The following is a 24,199-nucleotide window of genomic DNA, read 5'->3' on the forward strand; positions in this document are numbered from 1 at the left end:
TCGTGACTGTAGAGCAGCCGAGAGCGTGGTCTAGAGTCACTACCCAGCGCTACAGTGCCGGAATAGCGTTGCAAGCCACAACAAGCCGCCGCAAAAGCGCCCAGTTACTTCTTCTTAACTGGCTCCAGCACTTCCTTGCCCATCATGAACGGACGCAGCGCCTCCGGAATTACCACGGAGCCATCGGCCTGCTGGTGGTTCTCCAGGATGGCAACCAGCCAGCGAGTCGTCGCCAGCGTGCCGTTCAGGGTGGCGCAGTACTGCGTCTTGCCATCTGCATCGCGGTAGCGAGTCTTCAGACGACGCGCCTGGAAGGTGGTGCAGTTCGAGGTCGAGGTCAGCTCGCGGTACGTGTTCTGCGTCGGCACCCAAGCCTCGGTATCGAACTTGCGCGAAGCCGAGGAGCCAAGGTCGCCACCGGCTACGTCGATAATGCGGTACGGAACCTCAACAGCGGCGAGCATCTCGCGCTCCATATTCAGCAGCTTCTGGTGCTCTTCCTCCGCCTGCTCCGGCGGGCAGTAGGAGAACATCTCCAGCTTGTCGAACTGGTGCACGCGCAGGATGCCGCGGGTGTCCTTGCCGTAGGAGCCCGCTTCACGACGGAAGCAAGACGACCAGCCCGCATAACGGCGCGGGCCCTCGGACAGGTCGATGATCTCATTGGAGTGGTAGCCGGCGAGCGCGACCTCAGAGGTGCCGACCAGGTAGAGGTCGTCCTCCTGCAGGTAGTAGATCTCGTCGGAGTGGGCACCGAGGAAGCCAGTTCCGGCCATGGTTTCGGGCTTGACCAGCACCGGCGGGACCATCAGCTGGAAGCCATGCTCGGTGGCCTTCTGAGCTGCCAGGTTCATCATCGCCAGCTGTAGCATCGCGCCGTAGCCGGTGAGGAAGTAGAAGCGGGAGCCGGAGACCTTCACGCCGCGCTCCATGTCGATTAGACCCAGCGAAACGCCCAGGTCCAGGTGATCCTGCGGTTCGAAATCGAACTGCGGAATCTCGCCGATTTCCTCCAAGACAACGAAGTCGTCCTCGCCGCCAGCAGGGGCGCCGGTGACGATGTTGCCAATCATGTACTGCAGGCGTTCGACCTCAGCTTCGGCCTCCTTCTGAGAGGCCTCGGCAGCCTTGACCGCGTCGGAAAGCTCCTTGGCCTTCGCCAGCATGGCCGGGCGCTCCTCCTTGGAGGCCTGACCAATCTTCTTGCCGAAGCCCTTCTGCTCCGAACGCAGCGCGTCGGTGGAGGCGATAACTTCGCGGCGCTTCGCGTCAGCTTCGAGCAGCTGGTCGACGAGCGCCGGGTCCTCGCCACGAGTCCGCTGAGACTCGCGGGCAACTTCGGGGTTTTCGCGGAGGAATTTGAGATCAATCACGACACCTAGAGTACCTGGTGACGTCGGCAAGCAAAGGAAAGGCGGCGCGTAAGGGGCGCTAAAACCGCTAGCCGAACAGGGCGCCGGCCCCGGAGGTGACCAGCGTGATGCCCAGCGCGAGGAAGATGACTCCCGCCGCCGAGTCAATCCACGGCCCTGCCAGCACCATTCGCTTCACGACGGCATCTGTGGAGACCACGAAGGCGATGAGAGAGAAGAAGGCGACCTGAGAGACGATCAGAAGTAGGGCGCAGAAGACAAGGACCCAGCTCGGCGCCGAAGCGGGAATGAACTGGGATAGCACCGCCGCGAGGAAAAGGACAATCTTCGGGTTCGACATGTTGGTGAAGAAGCCCTGGCGGAAGGTTGCCTTGGGCGATTTCAGCACGGCCGAGCCGATGGCGGGGCTCGCCCCGGCGCGCAGGTCGCGGATGCTTGCGAGCCCCACGCGCAGCAGAGAGACACCCATGTAGACGAGATAACAGCCGCCAACCAGCTGGATGGCACCCATGAGCCACGGGGTCGCGGCGAGGATAGCCGCCATACCGAAGACGGTGAGCACGATCCAAATTGCCGCTCCGAGGCTGATTCCGACGACCGCGGCCATCGCGTGCTTTCGTGATTTGGTTGCCAGGCGCAGGACCAGGAAGATATCCGGTCCGGGCGATGCCATTCCGATGATGTGGACACCTAGCAGGCTCAGGATTGCGGTCCAGGTCAGCACGTTATGAAAGCCTCGTTCGTCAGGGGGTGGTTTCGGTCGGGGAGGCACTCAGGGGTAGCGAGTACCGGACTATTCTAATGCTGTCTGTACTTTCTTCTGCTTGTTCACACCGCGTAAGGCAATGCACAATGGGGACACTATGGCTGATGAATTGACGAACCCGTCCCCGAAGGCGCAGGACCGGGGGTCACAGGACCACGGCCGCGGAAAGAGTGGCTGGGGTTTCCGCGCGCTGACGACTGCGATGCTCGTCGGCGGTGCGGGAATGGCCTTTGCCCTCCAGACCGGAGCGGTCACTATGCCGGGGCAGGATTCGACGACAGCATCGTGGGGGAAGACAACGAGCCCCACCACAACGGTGGTGGATGAGGAGGTTGCGGCCTTCACCAGCGCTCAGCGCGGCAACTGCCTGAACTGGAACCTCGCCGATGACCTGAAGATTTCCGGATTCCGCGTTGTGGATTGCAATCAGGCCCACGCGTATGAGGTGGCCAAGCGCCTGAAGATGTCCGAGGCGGAGGAATACCCCGGCCAATTTGGCGAGGAAGCTCAGTACCCGACACAGGAAAATCTCGTGGCATTGCAAAACGGTGTCTGTCGCCAGGCCGTCACAGAATATCTAGGCGGTAAATACGACGGATCGGGACGCTTTGTCTCTGCACCTATCATTCCGCCGCAGAGCCAATGGGACAAGGGCGACCGCACCATGCTGTGCGGCATTCAGGTTGTCGATCAAGACGGTGCGACCTCGGAGATTACCGGGCACGCTGCCGGGCAAGATCAGGCCCGCGTGTTCGAGCAGGGTAAGTGCGTCACCGTGAGCGAAGACAACTCTATTGAGCAGGTGGACTGCAAACAGGACCATCTGATGGAGTCGACTGGCATTGTTAATTTGCGCGACCACTTCGGCGAAACCATCCCAAGCGAGCAAGAGCAAAACGACTTACTCTCCCAGGAGTGCGTGGCCCTGGCGCAAAACTACCTCGGCGGCGACGACGCGCTGTACAACTCGACTCTGATTCCATTCTGGACCTCACTCACACCCGAGGCCTTGGGGTCAGGCTCGCGAAGTGTGAACTGCTGGCTAATCAAGGACAACGGTGCTGGCGGATTCTCGACCCTCAACGGCCATGCCAATGAATCCTTCACTATCGACGGCGCACCTCCCGCGGCTCCGCCACCACGAAACCCTCTTCGCGAGGAGCAGGGAAGTACTCCCGGCGCGGCTCCCAACGCGGCTCCTGGTCAACCGGGAGTCACGCAGTAGCGATTGCAGTGTGTGAGGTCCACCGTGTTTGAGGTCAACGACGAGCGTTTCGACGAACTGGTCGATGCAGCCATCGACCGTATCCCGCGGGAGTTTTTCGACCAGCTGGACCAGGTCATCATCCAGGTTTCGCCTTTCAACCCGGATGTACCAAGTTTGCTGGGCCTTTACGAGGGAGTTCCCCTCACTGAGCGTCAGGCCAACCACTGGGGTCCGCCGGATGTCATCAGCCTCTACCGCGACATGCTGTGTCGCATTAGCCACAACGAAGACGAGCTCATCGAGCAGATTCGCGTAACTCTCCTCCACGAGATTGGGCATTTCTTCGGTTTAGACGAGGATGACTTGGACCGGCTCGGCTACGCCTAATTCAGGCCGGCCGCCTCCCGTCACCCCATCGCCTGTCACCCCACAGCCCTCTCACGTACCCTGTGGTCGTGAGCGAAAAATTCGACGCCCCGCAGCAGCCTGGCGGCCCGCAGCCCGAAATTAGGATTGGCGACCCCGACCGCCACCAAGCGATGGATCGACTGGGAAACTACTTTGCCGATGGTTATCTGGACGTCGACGAGTTCAACGAGCGGACCGAGGCCGCAGCAATCGCGCAGAATAAGCCCCAGCTGGACCGCCTTTTCGCTGATTTGCCGGATACCTCCAGTGTTTCCTCTCACTCAACATCGGCCGAGGTGGAGCAAACAGATGCTGAGCGAGAGCTCGAAGGGCTACTCCAGAAGGGCGAAAAGCTAAAGGTTGTCGACGGCCTGGCATTCGCCATCAGTATCGTCACCATTGGCCTGCTGATTTTCACTGAAATCGACGATGCCTGGGTCGGATTTATTCTGGCCATTGCCCTCGCCGTGGGCGGTCGCATGGTTCTGGGAATCAGCGATGACGACGAAGATATCCTCGATGAGCTCTCCGAGTCTGAGTCGAAGCGCCGCGCCGAGCGTCTTCGCCTGGCAGCCAAGAAGCGCCGGGAGATAGCGCAGCGCGGAAACCACTAACTTTTCGTCACCTAACTCTGCGCCTACTTAGTCGTTACTCCGGCAGCGGGCTCTCGCCCCAACGCTTCACCGCCCAAGCCCCCGCCTCAATACCGGCCTGCTCGCCGGCAGGCTTGCCGACGGCCCCCGCTGCCGGCACCAGCTCGATGCGTTCGGTGTTGGGAATGCGATTGCGAAGGACATACTCCGGGTCGATACCGGTCAGGTACTGCGATACGACACGAATGGCCGCGCCGTGACTGACAATGACCACATCGCGTCCCCGCACGGCCGCGTTGTCGACCAATTCCTTTAGCGGCGGAAGGAAGCGTTCCAGCACGTCCTCGCCGGATTCACCGCCGGGCAAGCCAAAGTCCCAGTTTCCTCTAATCCACTCGTAGAAGGCCTTCATGTAGCCTATATGAGCGTCGCGGTCATTACGGCCTTCCAGATCGCCGGCCTGTATTTCATGTAGTCCGCTCTGGTGGCGCAGGCGAATGCCGTTTTCTCCGAGTAGATGCAGTCCGCCAACGGCGCCAGCACCGGTCTGCCGGGCGCGCAGAGCGTGAGAGGTAACGATCTCACTGATGCGCATGGCACCTGGAAGCAAAATGCGACCGAGACCACGCGCCTGAGTCACGCCAAGATCGGTCAGCGAAGCGCCGGGCAGGGCGGTGTCGAGGTGCCGACCGACGTTACCGGTGGTTTGGCCGTGGCGGATGAAGATGATGCGCTGCCCCTCAACGCGGTCGATTACCTCGAGGTGGTCCGGGCGGTCGTCGAGAAATGGCGACTGGCCAATCGGGCCTTCGGATGTGTAGTTACTGCTGATAGACATGTCCGTAGATCACCTACGTCCTTCCTTGAGACCGTCGACCCAATCGATTGACGCGGTCAGATCCGGTGGCGGGGTCATGACGCTGCGGCGACCGCCTTCCGCGACAGGCCAGGACCCCAAGAAGCGCAGGTCCTCGGCGTATTCGTGGAGGGAGGCCAGGGCCGCGGCGACCTGCGGGTCATCGACGTGGCCATTGCAGTCGATGTAGAAGCGGTAGAGACCAAATAGCTCGCGAGTGGGCCGTGACTCGATGCGGGTCAGGTTGATCTCGCGCACGGCGAACTCGTTCATGGCGCGCATGAGGGTGCCGGGCTGGTTCGGCAGTGTGAACGATACCGAGGTGCGGTCGGCGCCAGTACGGGGCGTCGGCACGCCGGGGCGGCCGACCAGAAGGAAGCGGGTGCGGGCACCACGAACATCGGCGACCTCGGTGGCCAGCGCTTCGAGGTTCAATAGCTCACCCGCGCGAGCAGGGGCTGCGCAAGCATCGTGGATACCATCGGCTACCTGGTGCGCGGCCGCCGCATTCGAACTGGCCTGGTGGACCTCCACGCCCGGAAGGTTGGCATCCACCCACTGCTTGACCTGTGGGTACGCCACCGGGTGCGTGGTGAAGGTCCGGACTTCCTCCGGCTTCGTGCCGGGCCGCACCAGGATGGAGAACACCACGCCGACCTCGGTCTCGCGGAAGACCTGCAGCTCAGGGCCCGCAGCGAGCGCGTCGAAGGTGGGGGTGACCGGGCCGTCAACGCTGCTTTCGATGGCCACGCACGCGAAGTCGGCCTCACCGCGACGCACGGCACCGAGCGCCGCCGCCGGGGAGGTCACGGGCACGGCCTGGACTGCGGATTCGCCGGCGGGATCGATCTCTCCCGCACGCGCCATATTCCACAGCGCCTGCTCGGTGAAGGTTCCTGCGGGGCCCAAATAAGTCACGGTCGTCATAGTCACAGATTAAAGGGCTTTTAAACTTGATGCATGACCTTGCCCTCCGACACCTCCGCCCGCGCCCTCACCGCCGCCGTCCGAAGCGGCCAGCTGCGCGCGGTCGAGGTCGCTCGGCACTTCGCCCCGCTTGCCGACGCCGCCTCCCGCGCCCCCGAGCAATCCGGCGTGGCTGCGTCCTTGGCGGAGCGTGCTCTGGAGCGCGCGGTGGAGCTGGATAAGTCTGGCGTTTCTGGTGGTGGCGCGCACTCCTTTGAACTTCTCGGCCTCCCGGTGGCGGTAAAGGATCTATTCACCATCGAGGGCGTGGACTGCACGATGGGCTCGGCACGCCTTTCATTCCGAGCATCCGAGACCTCCGAGCCCGTGGCCAAACTCCTCGCCCGCGGTGCCGTGCCGACCTGCACGACGCACACCTCGGAGGTCGGCATGACCGCTTACACCGAACCCATAGATCTGCCTGCCCCGCGCAATCCCTACTTCGGCGCCAAATCTCCTGCGGGCAACGACCCGGCACTGACTCCGCCACTGACGCCCGGCGGCTCCTCCGGGGGAAGCGCCGTCGCGGTCGCCACCGGTGTCGTTCCGGTGGCGCTTGGCTCGGACGGCGGCGGCTCCATTCGCGTCCCCGCCGCCTGCTGCGGGCTCGTCGGGCTCAAGCCCTCCCACGACATCACTCACGGGCACCTGTCCACACCGGCGTTTCTCACCCGTTCGCTTTCCGACGCCGCCCTGCTGGCAGGCGTCCCCTTCCCCTCAAGTGACGGGCCTGCTTCCGTGGGCCAGTCGGCTCCGGGAAATCGGCAGCGTACGTCACGCCCACTTCGCATTGGCGTGACGGTGGAACCGTTTCACGCTGAGGTAGGCGTCGATAAGCGATGGGCTAACGGAGTGTGGGCGGCGGCCGATGCGCTGGCGAACGCCGGGTACGAGGTGGTGGAGGTGCCCGGGCCCTACGATGCGGAGGGGCCGGATGCTTTCGAGATTTTCCGGCGGACAATTACACGGTTGGCGGCGCGGCTTCCGGAGGCCGACTATTCGCAGATGGTGCGTTGGATTCGTGAGTCCGGGCGCGCGATTGGTGCGGAGGAGGCCGCGCGGACGCATGCGCAGCGCATGGAATTGCCGGGGCGAATTCGGAGGCGTTGGGACGTCGATGCGGTGATCACGCCGACGCTGGCCTTCGACCCGCCTCGAATCGGGCATTTTTCTTCGCTTAAGCCGTGGGAGGACTTCGAGGAGCAGACGCGCTGGACCCCGTGGTTGTCCCTGTGGAACCTGACTGGCTGGGCGAGCCTATCGGTGCCTGTGGGTGCGCGGGCTTCTGCTGAGTCTACTGCTGGGTCTGCGCACTCTACGACTCCCACAATGCCCGCTACCAGCATCAATATCGGTGCAGTGCGCTGTGGGGAGGCGGAATTGTTACGGGTTGCTCGCGATTGCTGGGAGGTTTAGCTGCAATTTGTAGCCGCCTACAGCCGCTGCTCTCCTCGCCGTGGACTTTAGCGCTCGTTTGTGACTGTAGAACAGCCGAGAGCGTGCGCTACAGTCACAAACGAGCGCTAAAGGGCCGCATGGAATGGCTACTACCCCGCGTACTTCTCCGCAATCTTAAGCGCCTGCCCCGCGTAGCCGCCGCCGAACAACGCGGCGTGCATGAGAACCGCATAGAGAAGGTGCAGTTCGCGGCGCTGCGCGAAGCCCGGCACCGGATGCACCGTCTCGTAGCCGCGCAGAATCTCGTCGAAGTGCGATGCCCCGAACAGAGTCAGAAGCGCCAGGTCCTCCTCGCGATGCCCACCGTGGGCGGCCGGATCAATCAGCACCGCCCCGCCCGCATCCCACATGAGGTTGCCCCACCAGAGGTCACCGTGAACGCGAGAGGGTTTCTCCTCGGTATCGAAGTCGCCGTCGGTAAGCCTGTCCACCAACCGGTCGAATACCTGCAGCTGGCGCGTGCTGTAGCTGCCCTCCACCTTGGCCAGGGCCGGGAGGATTCGGCCTTTCGCCCAGTATTCTCCGAAGCTGCCGCGCGGGGTTAGGTCCATGCGCAGCGGCTCGTCCAGCGGGCCGAAGAAGCCGTGACCGTCCCAGCCATCGGGGCCCACGCCCCACGCCGCAGCACCCATGTCATGCGTGATGGCCAGCGCTTTTCCGAACTCGAACGCCGCCTGCGGGTCGGCGCTTGACGATTGCACGCGGCGAAGTCGCAACGCATGTCCGCGCACCCCGAGCACCTCCACGACCCTCGCCCCACCGTGGCCCTGCCCCTCCCGGAGCCAGTCCAGCCCCGCGGCCTCGCATGCGAAGAAGTCCCGCGGCGCCCCGTGCCTCGTTTTGACGAAGACCTCCGGCTCACGCACGGCCTGGTTGTTTTCCTCTCTTCTGGCGGACATGCCTCCACTGTAGGCCTCCTCGGCCGGGCAGCCCGGCGCGCCCGCTTAGCCGAGGTAGTGCCCGCGCTACCCGCGCAGTATCGCCACTTGGGTTCCCGCTAAGCAGCGCCCTTGCCTATTGTTAATTGCTATGGAAGGTAACTTCGATGACGCGCGCATCGCCCGCGACCGCTACGGTCGCCCGCTGAAGGACCGCTATGGTCGCCCAATCTACCGCCGCGTAGACGGGGATAGCCCCGCGCGCCCGAAGTCTTCTGGCCAGCACGCTTCACGACGCCCCCTCCCGCCGCGCCCGGAACCGCGGCAACGGGCCTACGGGGCCGAGCAACGTCGTCCCCAACAGCAGGAACAACGCCGACCGGAACATCATCGCCCGGAACCGCGACCGGCGCAGCGGCCCATGAACGAGACGCGCATCCAGCCGATTCCGGCGGATTATCGGCAGCAGCGCCAGGACCCAGGGCGCTCCCGCGCCGTCGGCGACGATTCCCGTTTCCCTCCCCGCGGCTACAACCCGGATGCGGGATATGGCCAGGGCTACGCCCAGAATTACGACCAGGCTTCCCCACAGCCGGAGCAGCAAGGCCGCGCATCGCGTCGAATGCCGCGCCCCTCACGTATGCCTCGTTTCCGCATGCCAAGGATGCGGTTCAAAGCAATCGCGCTAATCGTCGTTCTCATCCTCGTCGCCACCATGGCGATTGTGGACCTGCGGCTGACCCGCGTTGATGCCTTCTCCAATCTGGAAAACCGCCCCAGCAACACGATGGCTTCGAACTGGCTGCTCGTCGGGTCGGATTCCCGTGCGGGTCTAACCGAGGAGCAGGCTAACCAGCTCTCTACGGGCAGTGGCGACTTTGGCCAGCGCACGGACACGATCATGATTGCCCACATTCCACTCGTCGGAAAGCCAAAGCTGGTGAGTATTCCACGTGACTCCTTTGTGGACATCCCCGGCAACGACAAAAACAAGATCAACGCCGCGTTTTCCTTCGGGGGACCGCAGCTGCTGGTCGATACCGTCGAGAAGAATACTGGCATCCACATCGATCACTACGCGGAGATTGGATTCGGCGGATTCGCGGGCATTGTCGACGCGGTCGGCGGCGTCGAGCTCTGCCCCGCCGAGCCGATTAATGACCCCCTGGCCGGCTTGGATATCCAGGCGGGCTGCCAGACTCTCGATGGCGCGACGGCGCTTGGATACGTGCGCACCCGCGCGACCGCACAGGGCGACCTCGACCGAGTGCAGCGGCAGCGCGAATTCATGGGCGCACTGATGGGCCGCCTGACCTCACCGTGGGTATGGCTGAACCCGTACCGGATGATTCGCCTGATGGGTGCTGGTACAAAGGCGGTCTCCGTAGGCGATGGTGACCACGTATGGCACCTGACCTGGCTGCTCGGGCGCATGGCGCTGGGCTCGGACTCTCTGACGGTACCGACTGCAGGCAACATGGACACCGGCTACGCCGGAAACGTCCTGCTCTGGGACGAGCAGGCGACCCCGGCGTTCTTCGATGATTTAAAGTAGGGGCGCGGCTAGGCACACGACTCGGCCTAGGCCTGCTTTCCTGTATTTCCTGTAATTACTGTTTTTGCCAGCTTTTTGTAGCAAGTAGCGTGAAATTGGGTCTTACTTCCTACAAAAAGCTGGCAAAAATCTACCGCTTGCCCTTCCGCGTATGACGCGCCTAGTTACGCAGCGTCACCTGGCGGGACACGATGGTCTCCCGGGACTTGCGCTCCTCCGCGGTCAGCGGCGCATCGGAGGCCAGGGCCTCCGCAATGCGCTTGTCGGCGGCCTCGATGGCGGAAACCCAGTGGTCGTAGGGCTTGGTGTTGTCCAGGTCCCACACGGGAACCAGCAGGCCATCGGCGCGGAAAACGCCGGCGAACTTGGTGCCCTCGCCGAGCGACAGGTTGTCCGCAGCGTGAATGCGGGCCAGGGCGTCCAGCAGCGGCTTCTCCGCTTCCTGACGGATCCAGCGGATGTGCGCGGGCTCGCCCGGATCAATCCACCACACCGCACCGGAGGCCTTGACATCCAGGCGGTACGACGGCAGCAGCGCATCGTTGGCGACGGCCAGGTTCTGCTCAATCATCGGGGTGCGCTCGATGCCCTCGGGCAGCCACCACTCGAAGTCCTGGTGGACGACCATGTTTTCCAGGTCGACACCGGTCAGGACGTCGGCAAGCGGGGCGGCCTCGCCATCGGTGGCGGCGGCGAGCTGCTGGCCGGCCTCCGCGTCGGAAGCCCACGCAAGCGCGCGCGACAGGTCAGCCGCACCGTCGTTGGTGCGCGCCTGGGTCTGCAGCGCCACCAGCGCGTCGCCACCCTGGTCGGCAGCGCGGGTCAGGGCCGCGACGCCGCCCGGCAGGACGGTGCAGATCTTGATGGTGCGCTCGGCACCGGAGACGGTGACCGGTACGGTCACGGCCGGGGCGAACTCGCGGATCGCCACGAGGTCAGCCTCCGCGTCGAAGCCGGCGAACGGGCGCGGGTTGCCGACCAGCGCAGCGCGCTCAGCAGCACGGGCCGCGAGCTTCGCCTGACGGCGGCTCATGCCCTCGGGTACCTGGTTATTCTTCTTACGAGATTTCTTTCCCACAGCAACACAGGATACCGGGTCAGCTCTCCCCCGCTTACCGACGACCCCCTACGCCGCAGCACACATTTCGTCCTCGGGGAGCTCTTAGCGGTAGTAGTCGTCGACGAAATTCCCGGCGGTGCCTTCGAAGGGGCTGTTCTTCGCGTGGCTGCCCGGGTCCTCGATCCGCTCCGGCTCTACCGAGGCATCGGGCGCCTTGATCAGTCCCTTCGACCAGAACGCGGGCGCGTTTTCCTCGTCGCCGCGGGCAGTGGGAATCGCCCTGACCAGGTCTTCCGGGGCAAGTGCGAGAGTGAGCAACCGTGCCGTCATGGCGGTGGCGGCGAAGGCCAGGACGGTAACAATGCCCGCCTGAAAGTGCGTCCGCGCAATATCGGCGAGAACGAACCACCCAATGGCAACCGGCCACAGCAGACAGGTTGCGTACCAGACGAAACGCCCGGGCCCCATGGCCGCTGAAACTCCCGATTCCGCCAGCGCGATGATGGGGCCGGGAATGTTTCGCACCGGCCACATGTGCATCGTCTGGATGTCCGCAGCCGAACGCGACAGTCCGGGGCGCACGTAGAGGGCGCGATCGCGCAGGGTCTGCAGCACTTGGCGCGCCGAGAAAGCCATCACGACCAGGCAGATTATCCCAACGAAAGCGGCCAACCACGCGCCGAACTGACCGAGAGCGGCCACGAGCAAGTCCTGGCCCGGCGTCTGGACGCCCAGCCAGGAAAAGAAGGAATATAAGCCGGCCGTGATTGCTCCGGCGACGGCCCAGCGGTAGGTGCCGTCGGCGCGCCTGCTCACCAAGGCGTCGGCCGCCCAGCGAGGAGTGGCCATGTCGATTCGAGTGACTGCGGGCGGCAGCGCCCACCGCTGTGCCTGCGGCGGCTGCGCTTGCTGCGGCTGCTGCTTCTCGGGCATCGAGCTCACTTCCCCACTCCGACGGCTTGAACCTAAACAATCCTACGTCGCGCTCCGCCGCAAACAGAGCCCGCCCGGACCCGCCCGATCCCTGCCAGCTGCTCTAGTGCGACCAGCTACGAATCTTGCGCAGCATGATGCGGCTCTTGCGCTGCGAGCGCCCCATCTTGCCTGCAAGGTTGTTGAGAATGCCGATGGCCTCCGTGATGTGTGGCCCCTTGTTCAGCATCACGCACTCGGCACGCAGCGCGAACGCGGCATCGGTAATCTCGGCGCGGGACGGCAGGCCGGCTTTCGCCATATTCTCCAGAACCTGCGTGCCCAGGATGGTTGGCATGCCCGCGGATTGCGCCAGCGTCAGGATCTGCCCCGGCACCTCTCCCATGCGGTCGAAGCCCAGCTCAACGGCCAGGTCACCACGGGCGATCATCAGCCCCGACTTCTCCCGGCGCATGCCCGTGATGATAATCTCCGGCAGGTTGGCGAATGCCGGAATCGTCTCAATCTTGAGCACCACTCCGAGCTCCCGGGCTTTGGCGGCCAGGTCTGAGCGTCCTGCCTCCTCGTGCTCCCGCGCGATCTGGTCCAGCACCTCGTGGACGTATTCGACGTCGCCGGCCGTGCGAATGAAACTCACCGCCGCGATGTCCGCGTTTTCCACCACGAATCGCAGGTTGGCGATGTCCTCATCCGTCAGCGAGTTAAGCGGCAGATCGGTCTCCGGCAGGTTGATGCCCTTGTGCTCCGCCAGCGATTGCCCACTCGGCTTCGTCCGCCGCACCTTCAGCAGCGCGTCGACATAGCCTTCGCCCTCGCTTGCCGACGGCTTCACGTCCACGACCTCCACGACCTCGGCAGCCAGGGCCCCATCGTCGAAAAGCACGGGAGCACCCGGTTTGAGAGCGGCGACCGCGCCGGGGAGCGTGCAGGAAATGCGGGGGATCTCGTCCGGGCTGGTCGGGATTGCGGTGACCTCCTCACGACTGGTGAGGATTAACGAGTCGCCGGTGTGGAAGCGGAGTTTCTGGACGGTGGCCGGGACGCCTCCGGCGCGGGTGACCTCGTAGTTGCTGCGCAGGTGCGTGCCCTCTGCGATGTAGGCGTTCTTATTGCCCTCGGCGAGGACGCCGGTGACATCCCCGTTGTCGTCGCGCTGGATGCGCGTGACTGTGAAGTGGCGCTTGGCGGAGCGGGCATCGTGAAGAGTGATAACGTCATCTACCTGCAGCATCTCCAGCCAACCGGCATCGACCTGAAGCGGCAGGGCGGGGCGGCCGGGCAGCCCACCGGGGACCGGCGCGGGCAGCGAATCCAGGCGCGGGGTCAGCCAGATTTTCGACTTAGAGATAACGGTTCCCGCGTCATCGCGCTCGACGCGTGCGCGGCCGACCTGAGGACCGGGTTCAATGGCGCCGGTGCGCAATTTCGGGCCCGCGAGGTCCATGGAAACTGGAATGCGACGGCCGACCTTCTCGCCGGCAGCGGCGACGTTGGCAATCATGCGGCGCCACTGCTCGGGGCCGTCGTGAGCGCAGTTGATGCGGGCCAGATCCATGCCCGCGGTGGCGAAACCGTAGACCAGGTCGGCATCGTCTGCAGCCTCGGAAGGCAGGGTTACCATGATGTGCGCAGGCACATCCTCGGTGCGCTCGGGTCCGAAGAGCGCGCTGGCGTTACGGTCTAGCTGCAGGTCAGCCTTTTCATCGTCGGTGATGAGGCGGGCCACGTCGATGTCGGAGGCCCGGCCGTCGAGGGCTAGAAGAACGTTCAGAGCGAGCTCTAGCCGACCACGGGTGAAGGACTCCGCGGTGGTCAGGCTGGTAACCCCCAAATCGTGGAGGCTATTTTGCAGCCCGCGAATATCAATCGTGCGCAGGTGGGCGTAGTGCAGCAAATTCTCCGCGTGACGGCGGTGCTGCTCCGAGACCTTTTCCAGCAAATCCTGCGCGGAGGCGCTCACCCCGTCCAACTCCGCGATGAGATCAGTGACCTGACTAATCAGACGATCGATGTTGGGGACGCCGCCTGCTGCGACGTCGTTGGTGTCGGTGACGGCGGGCTGCTCCGGTGCCATAAGGGGATCACTCCTATTTTCCTAACGGCCGTTTTCGGATTGTCCCCTTATTGTCGCCGCTACCGGCGTTTTCCGCATCCGGAGCTTATTTCCAGAACGGGTCCTGAATCTCCTTCAGAGTCTTCACGGACGCGGCCAGACGCTCCTTTTCGTAGTCGTCGAGTTCTAGCTCGATGACTCTGCGGATACCCTTGCGGTTCACAATCGCCGGGGTTCCGATGTAAATGTCCTCCTGGCCGTACTCGCCCTGGAGGTAGGCCGAAACCGGGAGCGCGACTTCCTGGTTCTGGAAGATCGCACGGGTGATTCGAGCCAGACCCATGCCGATTCCGTAGGAGGTAGAGCCCTTGGCATCGATGATGTCGTAGGCGGCATCGCGGGTGCGGATAAAGATCGATTCCAGTTCGTCGTGAAGCTTCGGGTTATCTGCCAGGCGCTTGGCAAGGCTGACGCCAGCGACATTCGCGCTGGAGAGAACCGGAAGCTCGGAGTCACCGTGCTCACCGATGATATATGCGTGGACGCTCATCGGAGAGACCTCGAAGTACTCGCCCAGCATGTAGCGGAAACGGGCCGAGTCGAGAATAGTGCCGGAGCCGAAGACGCGCTCGTGCGGGAGACCGGAGTACTTCCATGCGGCGTAGGTCAGAATATCGACCGGGTTGGAGGCGACCAGCAAGATTCCGTCGAAGCCACTTTCCATGATTGGGTCGACGATGGACTTCATGATCTTCATGTTCTTGTCCACCAGCTGCAGGCGAGTCTCGCCCGGCTTCTGGGCAGCACCGGCACAGATGACGACAAGCGCCGCATCCTCGCAGTCTGCGTAGGTTCCCTGGGTGACCTTGGTGCGCGAGGAAGCCCACACAACGCCGTGGTTGAGATCCATGACGTTGCCGAGAGTCTTCTTCTCATCGATATCGATGATGGCCAGGTGATCGACCGACCCCTGGTTGACAAGCGAGTAGGCGTAGGCGACTCCCACGTCGCCAGCGCCGATGAGAACTACCTTGTTGCCTGCGGAAACCTTCATATACCCGTCTCCTTCTTTACCGATATGGAAAACCTTCCATTCGACAGGCTACGCCGAATTCTGAAGATTGGCTCACCCAACCAGTGCCCGTTCCAACAGCAATTCATGTACGTCGGTCGCCCGTTTTTGCCATGATGGACTCATGGGATTCTTGCGTGACGCATTGGCGGCGGCGAAGCCGTTAGGCCGCCAGACCGTCACGCCCGCTATCTACTCCGCTGCATCACAGTCCTTCTCACCTACTCTCACCCACGCGCCTGTCAGCAGGACCCGCCGAATTCAGGCAGCGCTGCGCACAGTCCTAACCGGAACCGGCCGGGGCACCCTCAGGGGTACTCTGCGCGCCGGCATCCCCTCGAACCCCGGGCTCATCGGCGCGGAGGTTGCCTCCTGGGCCGCGTTCAGCCCGTCATTGATGCCCCGCACCTGGACCGCAACGACTGTCGTGACCTTCACTGCGCAGGTCGCCGGCCACGTCACCGGAGTCGCCGTCGGGTACGGCTTCAATCAGGCCGTCAGGGCGCTAGCCGCCTCTCCTCTGGGGCGCTTCGCCCTTCCGCCCCGCCACCAGCGCGTTCTTGCCATCACCTGGCACGGAACTATGGCTACCACAACCATTGCCCTGTGGCTGAAATCCATCTCGCAGCAGCGTGAGATTGGCCGTCTGGTGGGCAAGGACTCGGAGTCGTCGGCACGCGCGCAGCTGGGGGCGACGCTCACGGCGAGCGGACTGTATTTGGCGACCCGAGGCCTAACCTTCGCCGCAAACTGGGGCTATGACCTCATTCGGAAAAACCTGCGCCCCTGGCTACCTCGAGGCCTGGCACCGGTCCTCAGCGGCGCCATCGTAGGCGGCACGCTGGCCGCGAGCGTCGACCTTTTGGTGGTTCGACGGACGCTCGAGAAGATTTCCGCCAAGTCGCGCTACTTGAATACTCTCGTCCTACCTGGGCGGACTCAGCCCTGGGAGCCGGAGCGCTCCGGCAGCCCCTGGTCCCTGGAGCCCTGGCATGCACTCGGCGCGCAGGGGCGTGTCGTTGTCGCTGAGGGCCCTCGCGCACGTGATCTCGCGGCGGTGGCGAAACGCGACATCACGCAGGTCCAGGAGCCTATTCGCATTTACGCGGGAAAGGTCAACGGCCGCAGCCTGCGCGCCCAGGTCGAGCTGACGATTCGGGAGCTTCACCGCACCGGCGCTTTCCGACGCGATCACCTCGTCGTCCACACCACCACCGGCACGGGCTGGGTACCCTCATGGTCCTTGCAGGCAGTGGAATTCCTAACGCTCGGCAACTGCGCCCAGGTTGCACTGCAGTACTCCGACCTTCCTTCCCCCGTGGCGTGGCTGACGGACCACGAAACGCCTCTCGCTGCAGGTAAGGCACTGATTTATCGCATCCAGCAGGAGCTGGAGCGAATGCCCGCCGACGACCGCCCGAAGCTCTACGTCGCGGGCGAATCCCTAGGTGGCTTCGGCGGCCTCGGGGCGTTCGCAGATGCACAGGACATGCTCGCCGGCGTGGACGGCGCCGTGTGGAGCGGCACCCCGCAGTTCGCGCCAATATGGAAAGAGCTGACCTCCAGCCGGGATGCGAACTCGCCGCACATCGCACCGGTTATCGATGGGGGCCGCAACATCCGCTTTGCCACTCGCCCTGAGGAACTTTTCCATTCCTTCTATGGCGCCGACCTCGGCGAATGGGAGTTTCCGCGTATCGCATTCCTCCAGCACGCGTCCGATCCCATCGTGTGGTGGGACTACCCGCTGGCGTGGCGTCGCCCTGCTTGGCTCGCCGAGCGCCTCGGCCGCGATGTCCTGCCCGCGATGCGTTGGTTCCCCTTCGTTACCTTCTGGCAGGTGCTTATCGATGGCGTCGCCTCTGTCGACGTTCCAGGGGGTCATGGTCATCGCTACGAGCAGGAGATGCTGCCCGCGTGGGCCGCAGTCTTAGGGGTTCCGCTTGACGACGACCTTGGCGGCGCCGCTGGCATGCGCTTTGCGCGTATCGCGAAGTGGATCAAGAGGACACAGCCGCCCCGGGCCTAGGATTCCTGGTGACACGGGAAAGGCGAGCTGCCGTTGGATTCGCTCCACACTTTTATTCGGCCCAAGTTATCAATTTGTTGCTATTTTGTAGCCTTTTCCACCGTGCGATAGCGGCGCATTGGCATTACGGTTGAATCTAGATAGTTAAGCAATCGACCCTTAGGGAGCATTGATAATGAGCATTTTCGACAAGGCCAAGGAATTTGCTAAGAACAACCCGGACAAGGTTGACCAGGGTGTCGAGAAGGCTGGCGACGCTTTCGATTCCAAGACCGACAACAAGTACGCAGACAAGACCGACAAGGCTCAGGACGCCCTGCGTAGCAAGCTCGGCGAGTAATTAATGTTCGGCCTGACGTCGAACAAACCCTGGAGCCTCACTAACTCCAGGATCACACCCCGCGGGACATTTTCAGCATAACACTGAAAATGCCGCGGGGTTTTGGTGTCCACCTAGCGAGAGAGCTAAGCACCACAACACAACGATTTTAATGATACATCAACACTAAACCGGGAGGCGGGCTGACGCAGATCAGCCCGCCTCCAACCCATTTGGGGAGGTTCCGACCTGCGGATTTAAGATTTTCGTGCGCAATCTATTTCGTAATTAGTTGCGCATTTTCTCATCTGGAGTACCATCGACCGCACAAACAAAATCAATTCATTTCAGGAGGATTTCCAAAATGGCTAAGTACGAACTTCCGGAGCTGGACTACGCTTACGACGCTCTCGAGCCGCACATCTCGGGCGAGATTATGGAGCTGCACCACTCCAAGCACCACGCTAACTACGTCAACGGCGCAAACGCTGCTCTGGAGAAGCTGGCTGCTGCTCGCGAGTCCGGCGACTTCGCTGCTGTTACCGGCCTGTCCAAGGACCTGGCTTTCAACTTGGGCGGCCACACCAACCACTCCCTGTTCTGGAAGCTGCTGTCCCCGAACGGTGGCGGCCAGCCGACCGGCGAGCTGGCTGAGGCCATCGATCGCGACTTCGGTTCCTTCGAGAAGTTCCAGGCTCACTTCAACGCTGCAGCCCTCGGCCTGCAGGGCTCCGGCTGGGCCGTCCTGGGTTACGACACCGTCGCTGGCCGCCTCGTCATCGAGCAGATGACCGACCAGCAGGGCAACCTCTCCATCAACCTGAAGCCGATTCTGCTTCTGGATATGTGGGAGCACGCTTTCTACCTCCAGTACAAGAACGTCAAGGCTGACTACGTCAAGGCTGTCTGGAACGTCTTCAACTGGGACTACGCTGCAGAGCTCTTCGCTGCTGCTAAGTAAGCGCGCGTAGGCCGTTCGCATCCCAGCCTCGCATCAGACGCAATAACCGGCTTTCGGGTTCCCCCCGAGCGCCGGTTTTTTGCTGTTTCCTCCTCTACCTGCTGCGCCGTGCCCTAGCCTGGCACTCATGAGCGCCGAACCCGCCACCAGCCATGTCACCGTCCGCTTCGAGCATCTGCTTGACGACGCCGCCAAAATTGCCGTTGTCTCACTGTCCCGGGCGGAAAAGCTAAATGGCCTGACGCTGGACATGCTGAAGCAGCTTTCCGAGGTTGCCCGTGAACTAGGTCGCGATCTCGACCTGCGCGGCGTGATTCTGCGCGGTGAGGGCCCATCATTCTGCGCGGGCCTAGATTTCGCCTCCGCCTTCGCCAAGCCGTCGAGGATTGTCACTGGCTTCATCCCAGATGTCCACGGTACGAACCTCTTCCAGAGGGCCTGCTGGGATTGGCGCCGTCTGCCCGTGCCGGTCATCGCTGTTGTCCAGGGCCACTGCTATGGCGGCGGGCTGCAGCTGGCCCTCGGTGCCGATTTCCGCATCACCACTCCGGATGCAAAGTGGTCAATTCTGGAGACGAAGTGGGGCTTGATTCCGGATATGAGTGGCATGCGCACCATCTGCGATGAGGTTGCCCCGGATGCCGCGAAGTGGCTGACCATGTCCGGTGAGGAGCTGGACGGCACCGCAGCAGAGTCGATTGGCCTGGCCACATGGGTGGCAGTTGACGCCGACGCAGCACTGGCAGAGGCCAAGCGTCGCCTGGAGCAGCTGGCGCTGCGCTCACCCGACCAGCTCGCGGCGACTAAGGCACTGTTCCGGGATACCAACGCCAGCCCGCGGACAACTTTCCGCCGCGAGCGCGCCCGGCAGCTGGTGCTCCTGGCCAGGAAGAACACCGCGATTATCCGCAAAGCCGCGATGAAGAAGGCCACCCCGGTTTTCGCCCGGCGCGGAACCTGGCTCCGCTAGCGAAAGGACGCCCCGCTTCCGCTCCTCTCGCCTATGGAATCGGCAGATCCTCTCCGTGCGGCAGGTCCTTTACTGCCAGGCCGGATTCGAGCCAATCGCGAACGTGGGCGACGGAGCGGCAGTCGTCGCCGTTGTAGCGCAGCAGCATCGCCCGAGCCTCGTCCGGGCCCAGCCCAGAGAAGGCCTGCTCGCTGACATATTCGAGGTCGACTCCCGTCGCGATGCGGTAGAGGTCCAGGGATGACTCCCCATCAACGTCGGCGTCGCGCCAGTGAAAACCGGACCACGGCGCCACGACCTTCAGCCTCATCCCCACCGGGGAGAGGATCTGGCGCCGGGTCACCTTCAACATGTCGACCCACTGCTCTGATCCGATGAACTCATCGACCTCCTGCCTCGTTGGCACGACCACGGTCCGAGCGGGCGCGTCCACGTCGACCCCATCCGCCCCGCTTGCGCGCTCGGGCAACTGAAATTCCTGGCCAGCAAAGCGCGTCGCGGTACGGCGCAGCCAATAATTCTCACCCTCGGCGGCCCAGCAATAGGCGCGGAAAGTCTTGCCTTGTTCCGCCGCCTGCTGCCGACGTCGGCACAGGTACTCCCAGAACAGCGCAAAGTTTCGGGCCTCCGCGACACCGCCCAGCCCGTCGGGTCCCGGCGGCTGCCATGTCACAAAACCCCGGTACTCCTCGCCCGGCACCCAGGTTCCCCACAGGTACGCGCCGTCGCTGGGATAGGCCTCCATGTCGATGTCCATTTCCACATCGGCACGTGGCGCCGATGTCTCCCGGACCTTCCGCAGTGCCGGGACGTCGGCAAGCCTGGCTCTGGCGAGCCAACGCTGTTCCGGGCCAGCGGCGGGCGTGGAGTCGTCGGCGCGCGCGAGTGCGGTGACCGTGTCGATGCCCGCCTCCCTCAGCAGGCGCGACTTGTCGCCGGGAAGAAGCAGCGAGATGTCGTCCGCGCGCGAGAGCTCCTCCAGGCATCGCTGCTGGTAGCGACAATTCTTGCACTCGCGGATGCGGCGGGGTGCCAGGGGCCACTGTCCCCATTCCCACCTCGTCGCAGGCTGCGTCTTGCGATTCAGCGTTCCCGCCACCACGTCCCGCGCGTCGCGCAGCGCCATGCGGTACGACGCCACCCGTGAGCCCTCCGTCGCCACGACAATATTGCGCGCGTCGAGCCCCATCCCCGTCACGCTAAGCGCGCCGACCAGGCCACTCGACACTCCCAGTCGGTGCAGCAGCGCAGCCGCCTGGCCAAGCGCCACCGCGTCCGGCCCGTGATGCCGCAGCTTCCGGTCAGTCACCTCGACCAGCGATTGGCGCACGGACCTGCTGAGGACCCCCTGCCTCCCGAGCCGCTCCACCGAGAGAAGCCGCGCTCGCACCGACTCCGCAACCGCGCGTGCCGACGGCCGCCCCTGCTTCTTCGCGGGCCGGGGACTGGACAGGAGGTGCCTGGTTACAAACAGGACCGGCATGTAGGTAGGACCCGGCGTAGACGGAGAATCGTCAATCTTGACGAGCAAGTCCGGGGTGCAGACCTCGTCAATTCCCGCGTATACGCCGTTCGGCCCCGGACGCTCATGAGCAAGGACAGCACCGGCAATGACTTCTTCGCCGCGGGCCAGGGCTTCCAGGGTCTCCAGCTGCGCATCGGGGCCCTGTTCCACCTGGTAGAGCCCGGGAATGGATGCAAGGACCGTCGGCAAGCGGTGGCGCGGGGGCTCAGCGTCGGTGAGCATGCGAGAACCCCGGGAAGCGGAGGCAGCTCGGGAATCTCGAGTGCGGCCAGCCTGAATGTCGAGGCCGAGTCGGTACCGGCAACCGATGAGATCGGCGCTGCGCAGGGTCGGGCGGTCAGCGCTGGGAAAGAGTTCATTCACAATGTGAATTAGCGTAACGCCACTTGGGGCGAAGTTTCACGTTAAGCTTGGCAGAAAAGCACTGTCATGCATCAACGCGAGTGTCTACACGCATCCGCGAGTAACAAAGCGAAGGAAAAAATGAGCTTCTTGGGTGAATTTCGTCAGCGTCGGCGCGAGGCTGCCAAACTGGTCAAGGCTGCAAAGGCCAAGGCTAAGGAGGAAGCACGCCAGGACGCCAAGCTGAAGCGCAAGGCGCAGAAGGAACAGGCCAAAGCCGACAAGCGCGAGCAGAAGCACCAGCACAAGCTAGAGATTAAGGCTGCGGCCGACGAGGTTCGTCGGATGGAGAAGCTGAATAAGAAGGAGCTCAAGCTCGATAACCGCGCGCTGAAGCGCGCCGAAAAGCTGCGCAAGGCCCGCGCGAAGGACGAGAAGAAGGCGCTCGCCGCTAAGCACCGCTACCAGATGAAGATGGCGGAGAAGGTCCTCGAGCAGCAGAGGTCGCACGGATTCTCCAAGGACAAGGCAAAGTCGTGGATTGGCGGCGGCCGCCTGCTGGTGCCGGTGCTAGTTCCGCTGGCCTACCGTGCCATCACCGCGGTTCAGCGTCGCAACCAGGAGGTCGAGGCGAAGAAATTCGGCGTCTCGGGTAGCGATGTAGCGCGCTTCCAGGGTTACGGCGCTCCCCTGCGCGCCCGCATCGAGGCGACCCGGGAGTCGCTGAAGGAGCTGGGCCGCAGCGGCACCCCGGGCACTGACGGATTTATTAAGGATGCGAACTCCAGGCTGAATGTGATGGAGGATGCCATCGCTTCCGCAGAGAAGATGACGCCAGATCAGCGCCGCCGTGCGCACCAGTCGCTGACTGCAGAGCTGGACGGGCTTGACCGCCAGATCATCAGCGAGCTGGGTGTCTAAATAGCTGGGGATTCCTCGAAAACTCGAGACATGGGTGCGCCCTGAGTTGAGCGGCAACTGTTCTGAGAGAGTCCAATCGGGGGCATTTTCACAGGTATTTACCCCCATTTTGCGGTTTTTCACTTGTTCGAATGGAAATAGTCGCGTAATAGAACTGTAATTATCTGTATGCTGTTCTCAGAGAATCCTCATACTTCGGCCTGCCACAAGGCCACCAGCTCCCAGGCCTCCGCCGAGACTTCAACCAGCTCCGCCCCATTCGCCCCGTCTCGCCGCTCGGTCCTCCGCGCCGGCGTCACCGGTGCCGCAATCGGCGCAGTAGGACTTTCCTCGTCCGCGACGGCATCTGCGTCCCCGTTTAGCCTTACCAGCCCGGGTTTCCTTTCCCCCGAAGCCCCGAAGGAGCAGGAATTCCACGTATTCCAGCACGGCGTGGCCTCGGGCGATCCCCTGCCGGACTCGGTCCTCATCTGGACCCGCGCTACCTCACACCCCGAGGACACCGCCGGGGCGGGGCAGGGCACGCCTGTCGCCCTAAAGTGGGAGGTCTCCACTGATGAGGGATTCTCTTCAGTTGTAGCATCGGGCTCCCTGAACACTGACCCGAACGCGGACAACACAGTAAAGGTCGACGTCAAGGGTCTCGCGCCAGAGACCAGCTATTTCTTCCGTTTCGCCGTCACCGATGGTGATTACAAGGGCGAGGTTTCGCCGGTAGGACAGACCCGCACCTCTCCGGCTGCCGGTTCCTCTCCAGAAAAACTGGGAATCGCCCTGACCTCCTGCGCAAACTGGGAAAGCGGTTATTTCTCCGCTTACCGCGATATGGCCAATAATGCCGACATCGACATCATCATGTGCGTTGGCGATTACATCTACGAGTACCCGCGTGGTGAATACTCCGGCAAGGGACCAGTTCGCGACCATCAACCCGCCCACGAAACGATTTCCCTGGCAGATTACCGCCTGCGCTATGCCACCTACCGCACGGACGCGGACCTGCAGGAGGCGCACCGTCTCAAGCCGTGGGTAGTCACCTGGGATGATCATGAAGTCGCAAATGACCAGTTCAGAGACGGGGCCGAGAACCATGATCCCAAGAAGGAGGGCGATTTCTACGCTCGCCGCGACGCCGCGATTCAGGCATACCTAGAGTGGCTCCCGGTTCGCGCGACGGTGTTTTCCAAGGGAGGTCACCTCTATCGCAATTTCCAATATGGCGACCTCGCTGATATCACCATGCTGGATTTGCGGACCTACCGCGATGAAGCACCCAAGTTTAAAAACCTTCGACCGGTCGACGACGAGAGCCGTTCCATGATGGGCTCGGAGCAGTTTAATTTCCTACTGGGCCAGTGGCGTTCCTCCACTGCGAAGTGGCGCCTGGTCGGAAATTCGGTGATGTTTACTCCCGTTCTGATTCCGCCAATGGATCCGGAAGCTACCCGAGCGGTCACCGAGTTGCTGGGCATCCCGCAGGACGGTCTTCCGTACAACACCGATCAATGGGATGGCTATGCAGCCGAACGCCGCAAGCTAATCAAGATTATGGGAGATGAGGGGTTCGACAACGTCGTATTCCTCACTGGAGACATCCACAGCTCCTGGGCCTGCGATGTTCCAAATGTTCCGGGCCAATACCCCGATGCCGGTGTTGCCGCGATGGAAATCGTCTGCACGTCGGTAAGCGCCCCGAACATCGACGACATTGTTCTTCTCCCCCAGGACAACCCAATCTCGCAGGTCGCAACCGACGCGCTGCAGATCGCTAATAAGTACGTGAAGTACCTGGAATTCGACCGCCACGGGTACGCTGCTGTGTACGTAGGCCGCGACGACATCCACGTAGATTATCGCCTGGTCGAGGTTAAGGAAGTCCCGAACCAGCCGTTGTACACCGCCGCCTCTTACCGCGGCGTACGCGGCCAGGGAATCGCTCGCATCGACTAAAAGC

21 protein-coding genes are annotated in these 24,199 nt (G+C 63.1%); 11 read left to right on the plus strand and 10 right to left on the minus strand.

Annotated elements, in window-relative coordinates; all coding sequences use genetic code 11:
* Positions 1 to 104: 104 nt before the first annotated feature.
* Together serS and CLAC_RS11765 are read right to left on the minus strand one after the other, a co-directional pair.
* A complete protein-coding gene (gene serS, locus CLAC_RS11760) occupies positions 105 to 1,373 on the minus strand; it encodes a serine--tRNA ligase (protein ID WP_053413075.1) in 1,269 nt (422 codons plus the stop codon).
* Positions 1,374 to 1,440: 67 nt separating this feature from the next.
* Entirely contained in the window at positions 1,441 to 2,097 is a 657-nt protein-coding gene (locus tag CLAC_RS11765) for a LysE family transporter (RefSeq protein WP_245621894.1), read from the minus strand.
* A 139-nt stretch (positions 2,098 to 2,236) separates the two neighbouring features.
* Between CLAC_RS11765 and CLAC_RS11770 the strand changes: the two genes are divergently transcribed.
* From CLAC_RS11770 to CLAC_RS11780, 3 genes are all read left to right on the plus strand, one after another.
* Positions 2,237 to 3,364, plus strand: a complete 1,128-nt coding sequence (locus tag CLAC_RS11770; protein ID WP_053413076.1) for a septum formation family protein — start codon at positions 2,237 to 2,239, stop codon at positions 3,362 to 3,364.
* Between the two features lie 24 nt (positions 3,365 to 3,388).
* Positions 3,389 to 3,733: a metallopeptidase family protein gene (locus tag CLAC_RS11775; protein ID WP_053413445.1), complete on the plus strand. Its 345-nt coding sequence runs from the start codon at positions 3,389 to 3,391 to the stop codon at positions 3,731 to 3,733.
* A 68-nt stretch (positions 3,734 to 3,801) separates the two neighbouring features.
* Positions 3,802 to 4,368 carry a DUF1707 SHOCT-like domain-containing protein gene (locus CLAC_RS11780; protein ID WP_245621895.1) on the plus strand — a complete coding sequence of 189 codons (567 nt, stop codon included), beginning with the start codon at positions 3,802 to 3,804 and terminating at the stop codon, positions 4,366 to 4,368.
* A gap of 34 nt (positions 4,369 to 4,402) precedes the next feature.
* Here CLAC_RS11780 and CLAC_RS11785 read toward each other — a convergent pair whose 3' ends face one another.
* Both CLAC_RS11785 and pheA read right to left on the minus strand, forming a co-directional pair.
* A complete protein-coding gene (locus tag CLAC_RS11785) occupies positions 4,403 to 5,185 on the minus strand; it encodes a histidine phosphatase family protein (protein ID WP_053413077.1) in 783 nt (260 codons plus the stop codon).
* A 9-nt stretch (positions 5,186 to 5,194) separates the two neighbouring features.
* Positions 5,195 to 6,130 carry a prephenate dehydratase gene (gene pheA, locus CLAC_RS11790; protein ID WP_053413078.1) on the minus strand — a complete coding sequence of 312 codons (936 nt, stop codon included), beginning with the start codon at positions 6,128 to 6,130 and terminating at the stop codon, positions 5,195 to 5,197.
* A 33-nt stretch (positions 6,131 to 6,163) separates the two neighbouring features.
* Between pheA and CLAC_RS11795 the strand changes: the two genes are divergently transcribed.
* Positions 6,164 to 7,585 (plus strand): amidase, encoded by a 1,422-nt coding sequence (locus CLAC_RS11795; RefSeq protein WP_053413079.1) that lies wholly within the window; start codon positions 6,164 to 6,166, stop codon positions 7,583 to 7,585.
* A gap of 131 nt (positions 7,586 to 7,716) precedes the next feature.
* Here CLAC_RS11795 and CLAC_RS11800 read toward each other — a convergent pair whose 3' ends face one another.
* Positions 7,717 to 8,526 carry a fructosamine kinase family protein gene (locus CLAC_RS11800; RefSeq protein ID WP_053413080.1) on the minus strand — a complete coding sequence of 270 codons (810 nt, stop codon included), beginning with the start codon at positions 8,524 to 8,526 and terminating at the stop codon, positions 7,717 to 7,719.
* A gap of 130 nt (positions 8,527 to 8,656) precedes the next feature.
* On the opposite strand from CLAC_RS11800, the gene CLAC_RS12520 reads away from it, so the two are divergent.
* Positions 8,657 to 10,060, plus strand: coding sequence for an LCP family protein (locus CLAC_RS12520; protein ID WP_156324856.1), 1,404 nt, complete (start codon positions 8,657 to 8,659; stop codon positions 10,058 to 10,060).
* A gap of 160 nt (positions 10,061 to 10,220) precedes the next feature.
* On the opposite strand, the gene CLAC_RS11810 is transcribed toward CLAC_RS12520, so the two are convergent.
* From CLAC_RS11810 to CLAC_RS11825, 4 genes are all read right to left on the minus strand, one after another.
* A complete protein-coding gene (locus CLAC_RS11810) occupies positions 10,221 to 11,138 on the minus strand; it encodes a DUF5926 family protein (protein WP_053413081.1) in 918 nt (305 codons plus the stop codon).
* Between the two features lie 84 nt (positions 11,139 to 11,222).
* Positions 11,223 to 12,053, minus strand: a complete 831-nt coding sequence (locus CLAC_RS11815; RefSeq protein WP_053413082.1) for a hypothetical protein — start codon at positions 12,051 to 12,053, stop codon at positions 11,223 to 11,225.
* 103 nt (positions 12,054 to 12,156) lie between these two features.
* On the minus strand, positions 12,157 to 14,127 hold the full coding sequence (locus tag CLAC_RS11820) for a pyruvate kinase (protein ID WP_082313425.1): 1,971 nt from the start codon (positions 14,125 to 14,127) through the stop codon (positions 12,157 to 12,159).
* An 85-nt stretch (positions 14,128 to 14,212) separates the two neighbouring features.
* Positions 14,213 to 15,160, minus strand: a complete 948-nt coding sequence (locus CLAC_RS11825; protein ID WP_053413083.1) for an L-lactate dehydrogenase — start codon at positions 15,158 to 15,160, stop codon at positions 14,213 to 14,215.
* Between the two features lie 142 nt (positions 15,161 to 15,302).
* Between CLAC_RS11825 and CLAC_RS11830 the strand changes: the two genes are divergently transcribed.
* The 4 genes from CLAC_RS11830 (at position 15,303) to CLAC_RS11840 (ending at position 19,457) form a co-directional block, all read left to right on the plus strand.
* Positions 15,303 to 17,207, plus strand: a complete 1,905-nt coding sequence (locus CLAC_RS11830; protein WP_082313426.1) for an alpha/beta-hydrolase family protein — start codon at positions 15,303 to 15,305, stop codon at positions 17,205 to 17,207.
* 175 nt (positions 17,208 to 17,382) lie between these two features.
* Positions 17,383 to 17,547 carry an antitoxin gene (locus CLAC_RS12525; protein ID WP_082313428.1) on the plus strand — a complete coding sequence of 55 codons (165 nt, stop codon included), beginning with the start codon at positions 17,383 to 17,385 and terminating at the stop codon, positions 17,545 to 17,547.
* Between the two features lie 343 nt (positions 17,548 to 17,890).
* Positions 17,891 to 18,487 carry a superoxide dismutase gene (locus tag CLAC_RS11835; protein ID WP_053413084.1) on the plus strand — a complete coding sequence of 199 codons (597 nt, stop codon included), beginning with the start codon at positions 17,891 to 17,893 and terminating at the stop codon, positions 18,485 to 18,487.
* A 127-nt stretch (positions 18,488 to 18,614) separates the two neighbouring features.
* Positions 18,615 to 19,457, plus strand: coding sequence for a crotonase/enoyl-CoA hydratase family protein (locus CLAC_RS11840; protein ID WP_053413085.1), 843 nt, complete (start codon positions 18,615 to 18,617; stop codon positions 19,455 to 19,457).
* Between the two features lie 31 nt (positions 19,458 to 19,488).
* Here the strand turns inward: CLAC_RS11840 and CLAC_RS11845 are convergent, their stop codons facing one another.
* Complete coding sequence (locus CLAC_RS11845; RefSeq protein ID WP_053413086.1) at positions 19,489 to 21,345, minus strand: ribonuclease H-like domain-containing protein; 1,857 nt, start codon at positions 21,343 to 21,345, stop codon at positions 19,489 to 19,491.
* A 120-nt stretch (positions 21,346 to 21,465) separates the two neighbouring features.
* Between CLAC_RS11845 and CLAC_RS11850 the strand changes: the two genes are divergently transcribed.
* A complete protein-coding gene (locus CLAC_RS11850) occupies positions 21,466 to 22,245 on the plus strand; it encodes a DUF6474 family protein (protein ID WP_053413087.1) in 780 nt (259 codons plus the stop codon).
* A gap of 168 nt (positions 22,246 to 22,413) precedes the next feature.
* Positions 22,414 to 24,195, plus strand: coding sequence for an alkaline phosphatase D family protein (locus CLAC_RS11855; RefSeq protein WP_053413088.1), 1,782 nt, complete (start codon positions 22,414 to 22,416; stop codon positions 24,193 to 24,195).
* Positions 24,196 to 24,199 lie beyond the last annotated feature (4 nt).

The sequence above is a fragment of the Corynebacterium lactis RW2-5 genome (assembly GCF_001274895.1).
Classification (GTDB): Bacteria; Actinomycetota; Actinomycetes; order Mycobacteriales; family Mycobacteriaceae; genus Corynebacterium; species Corynebacterium lactis.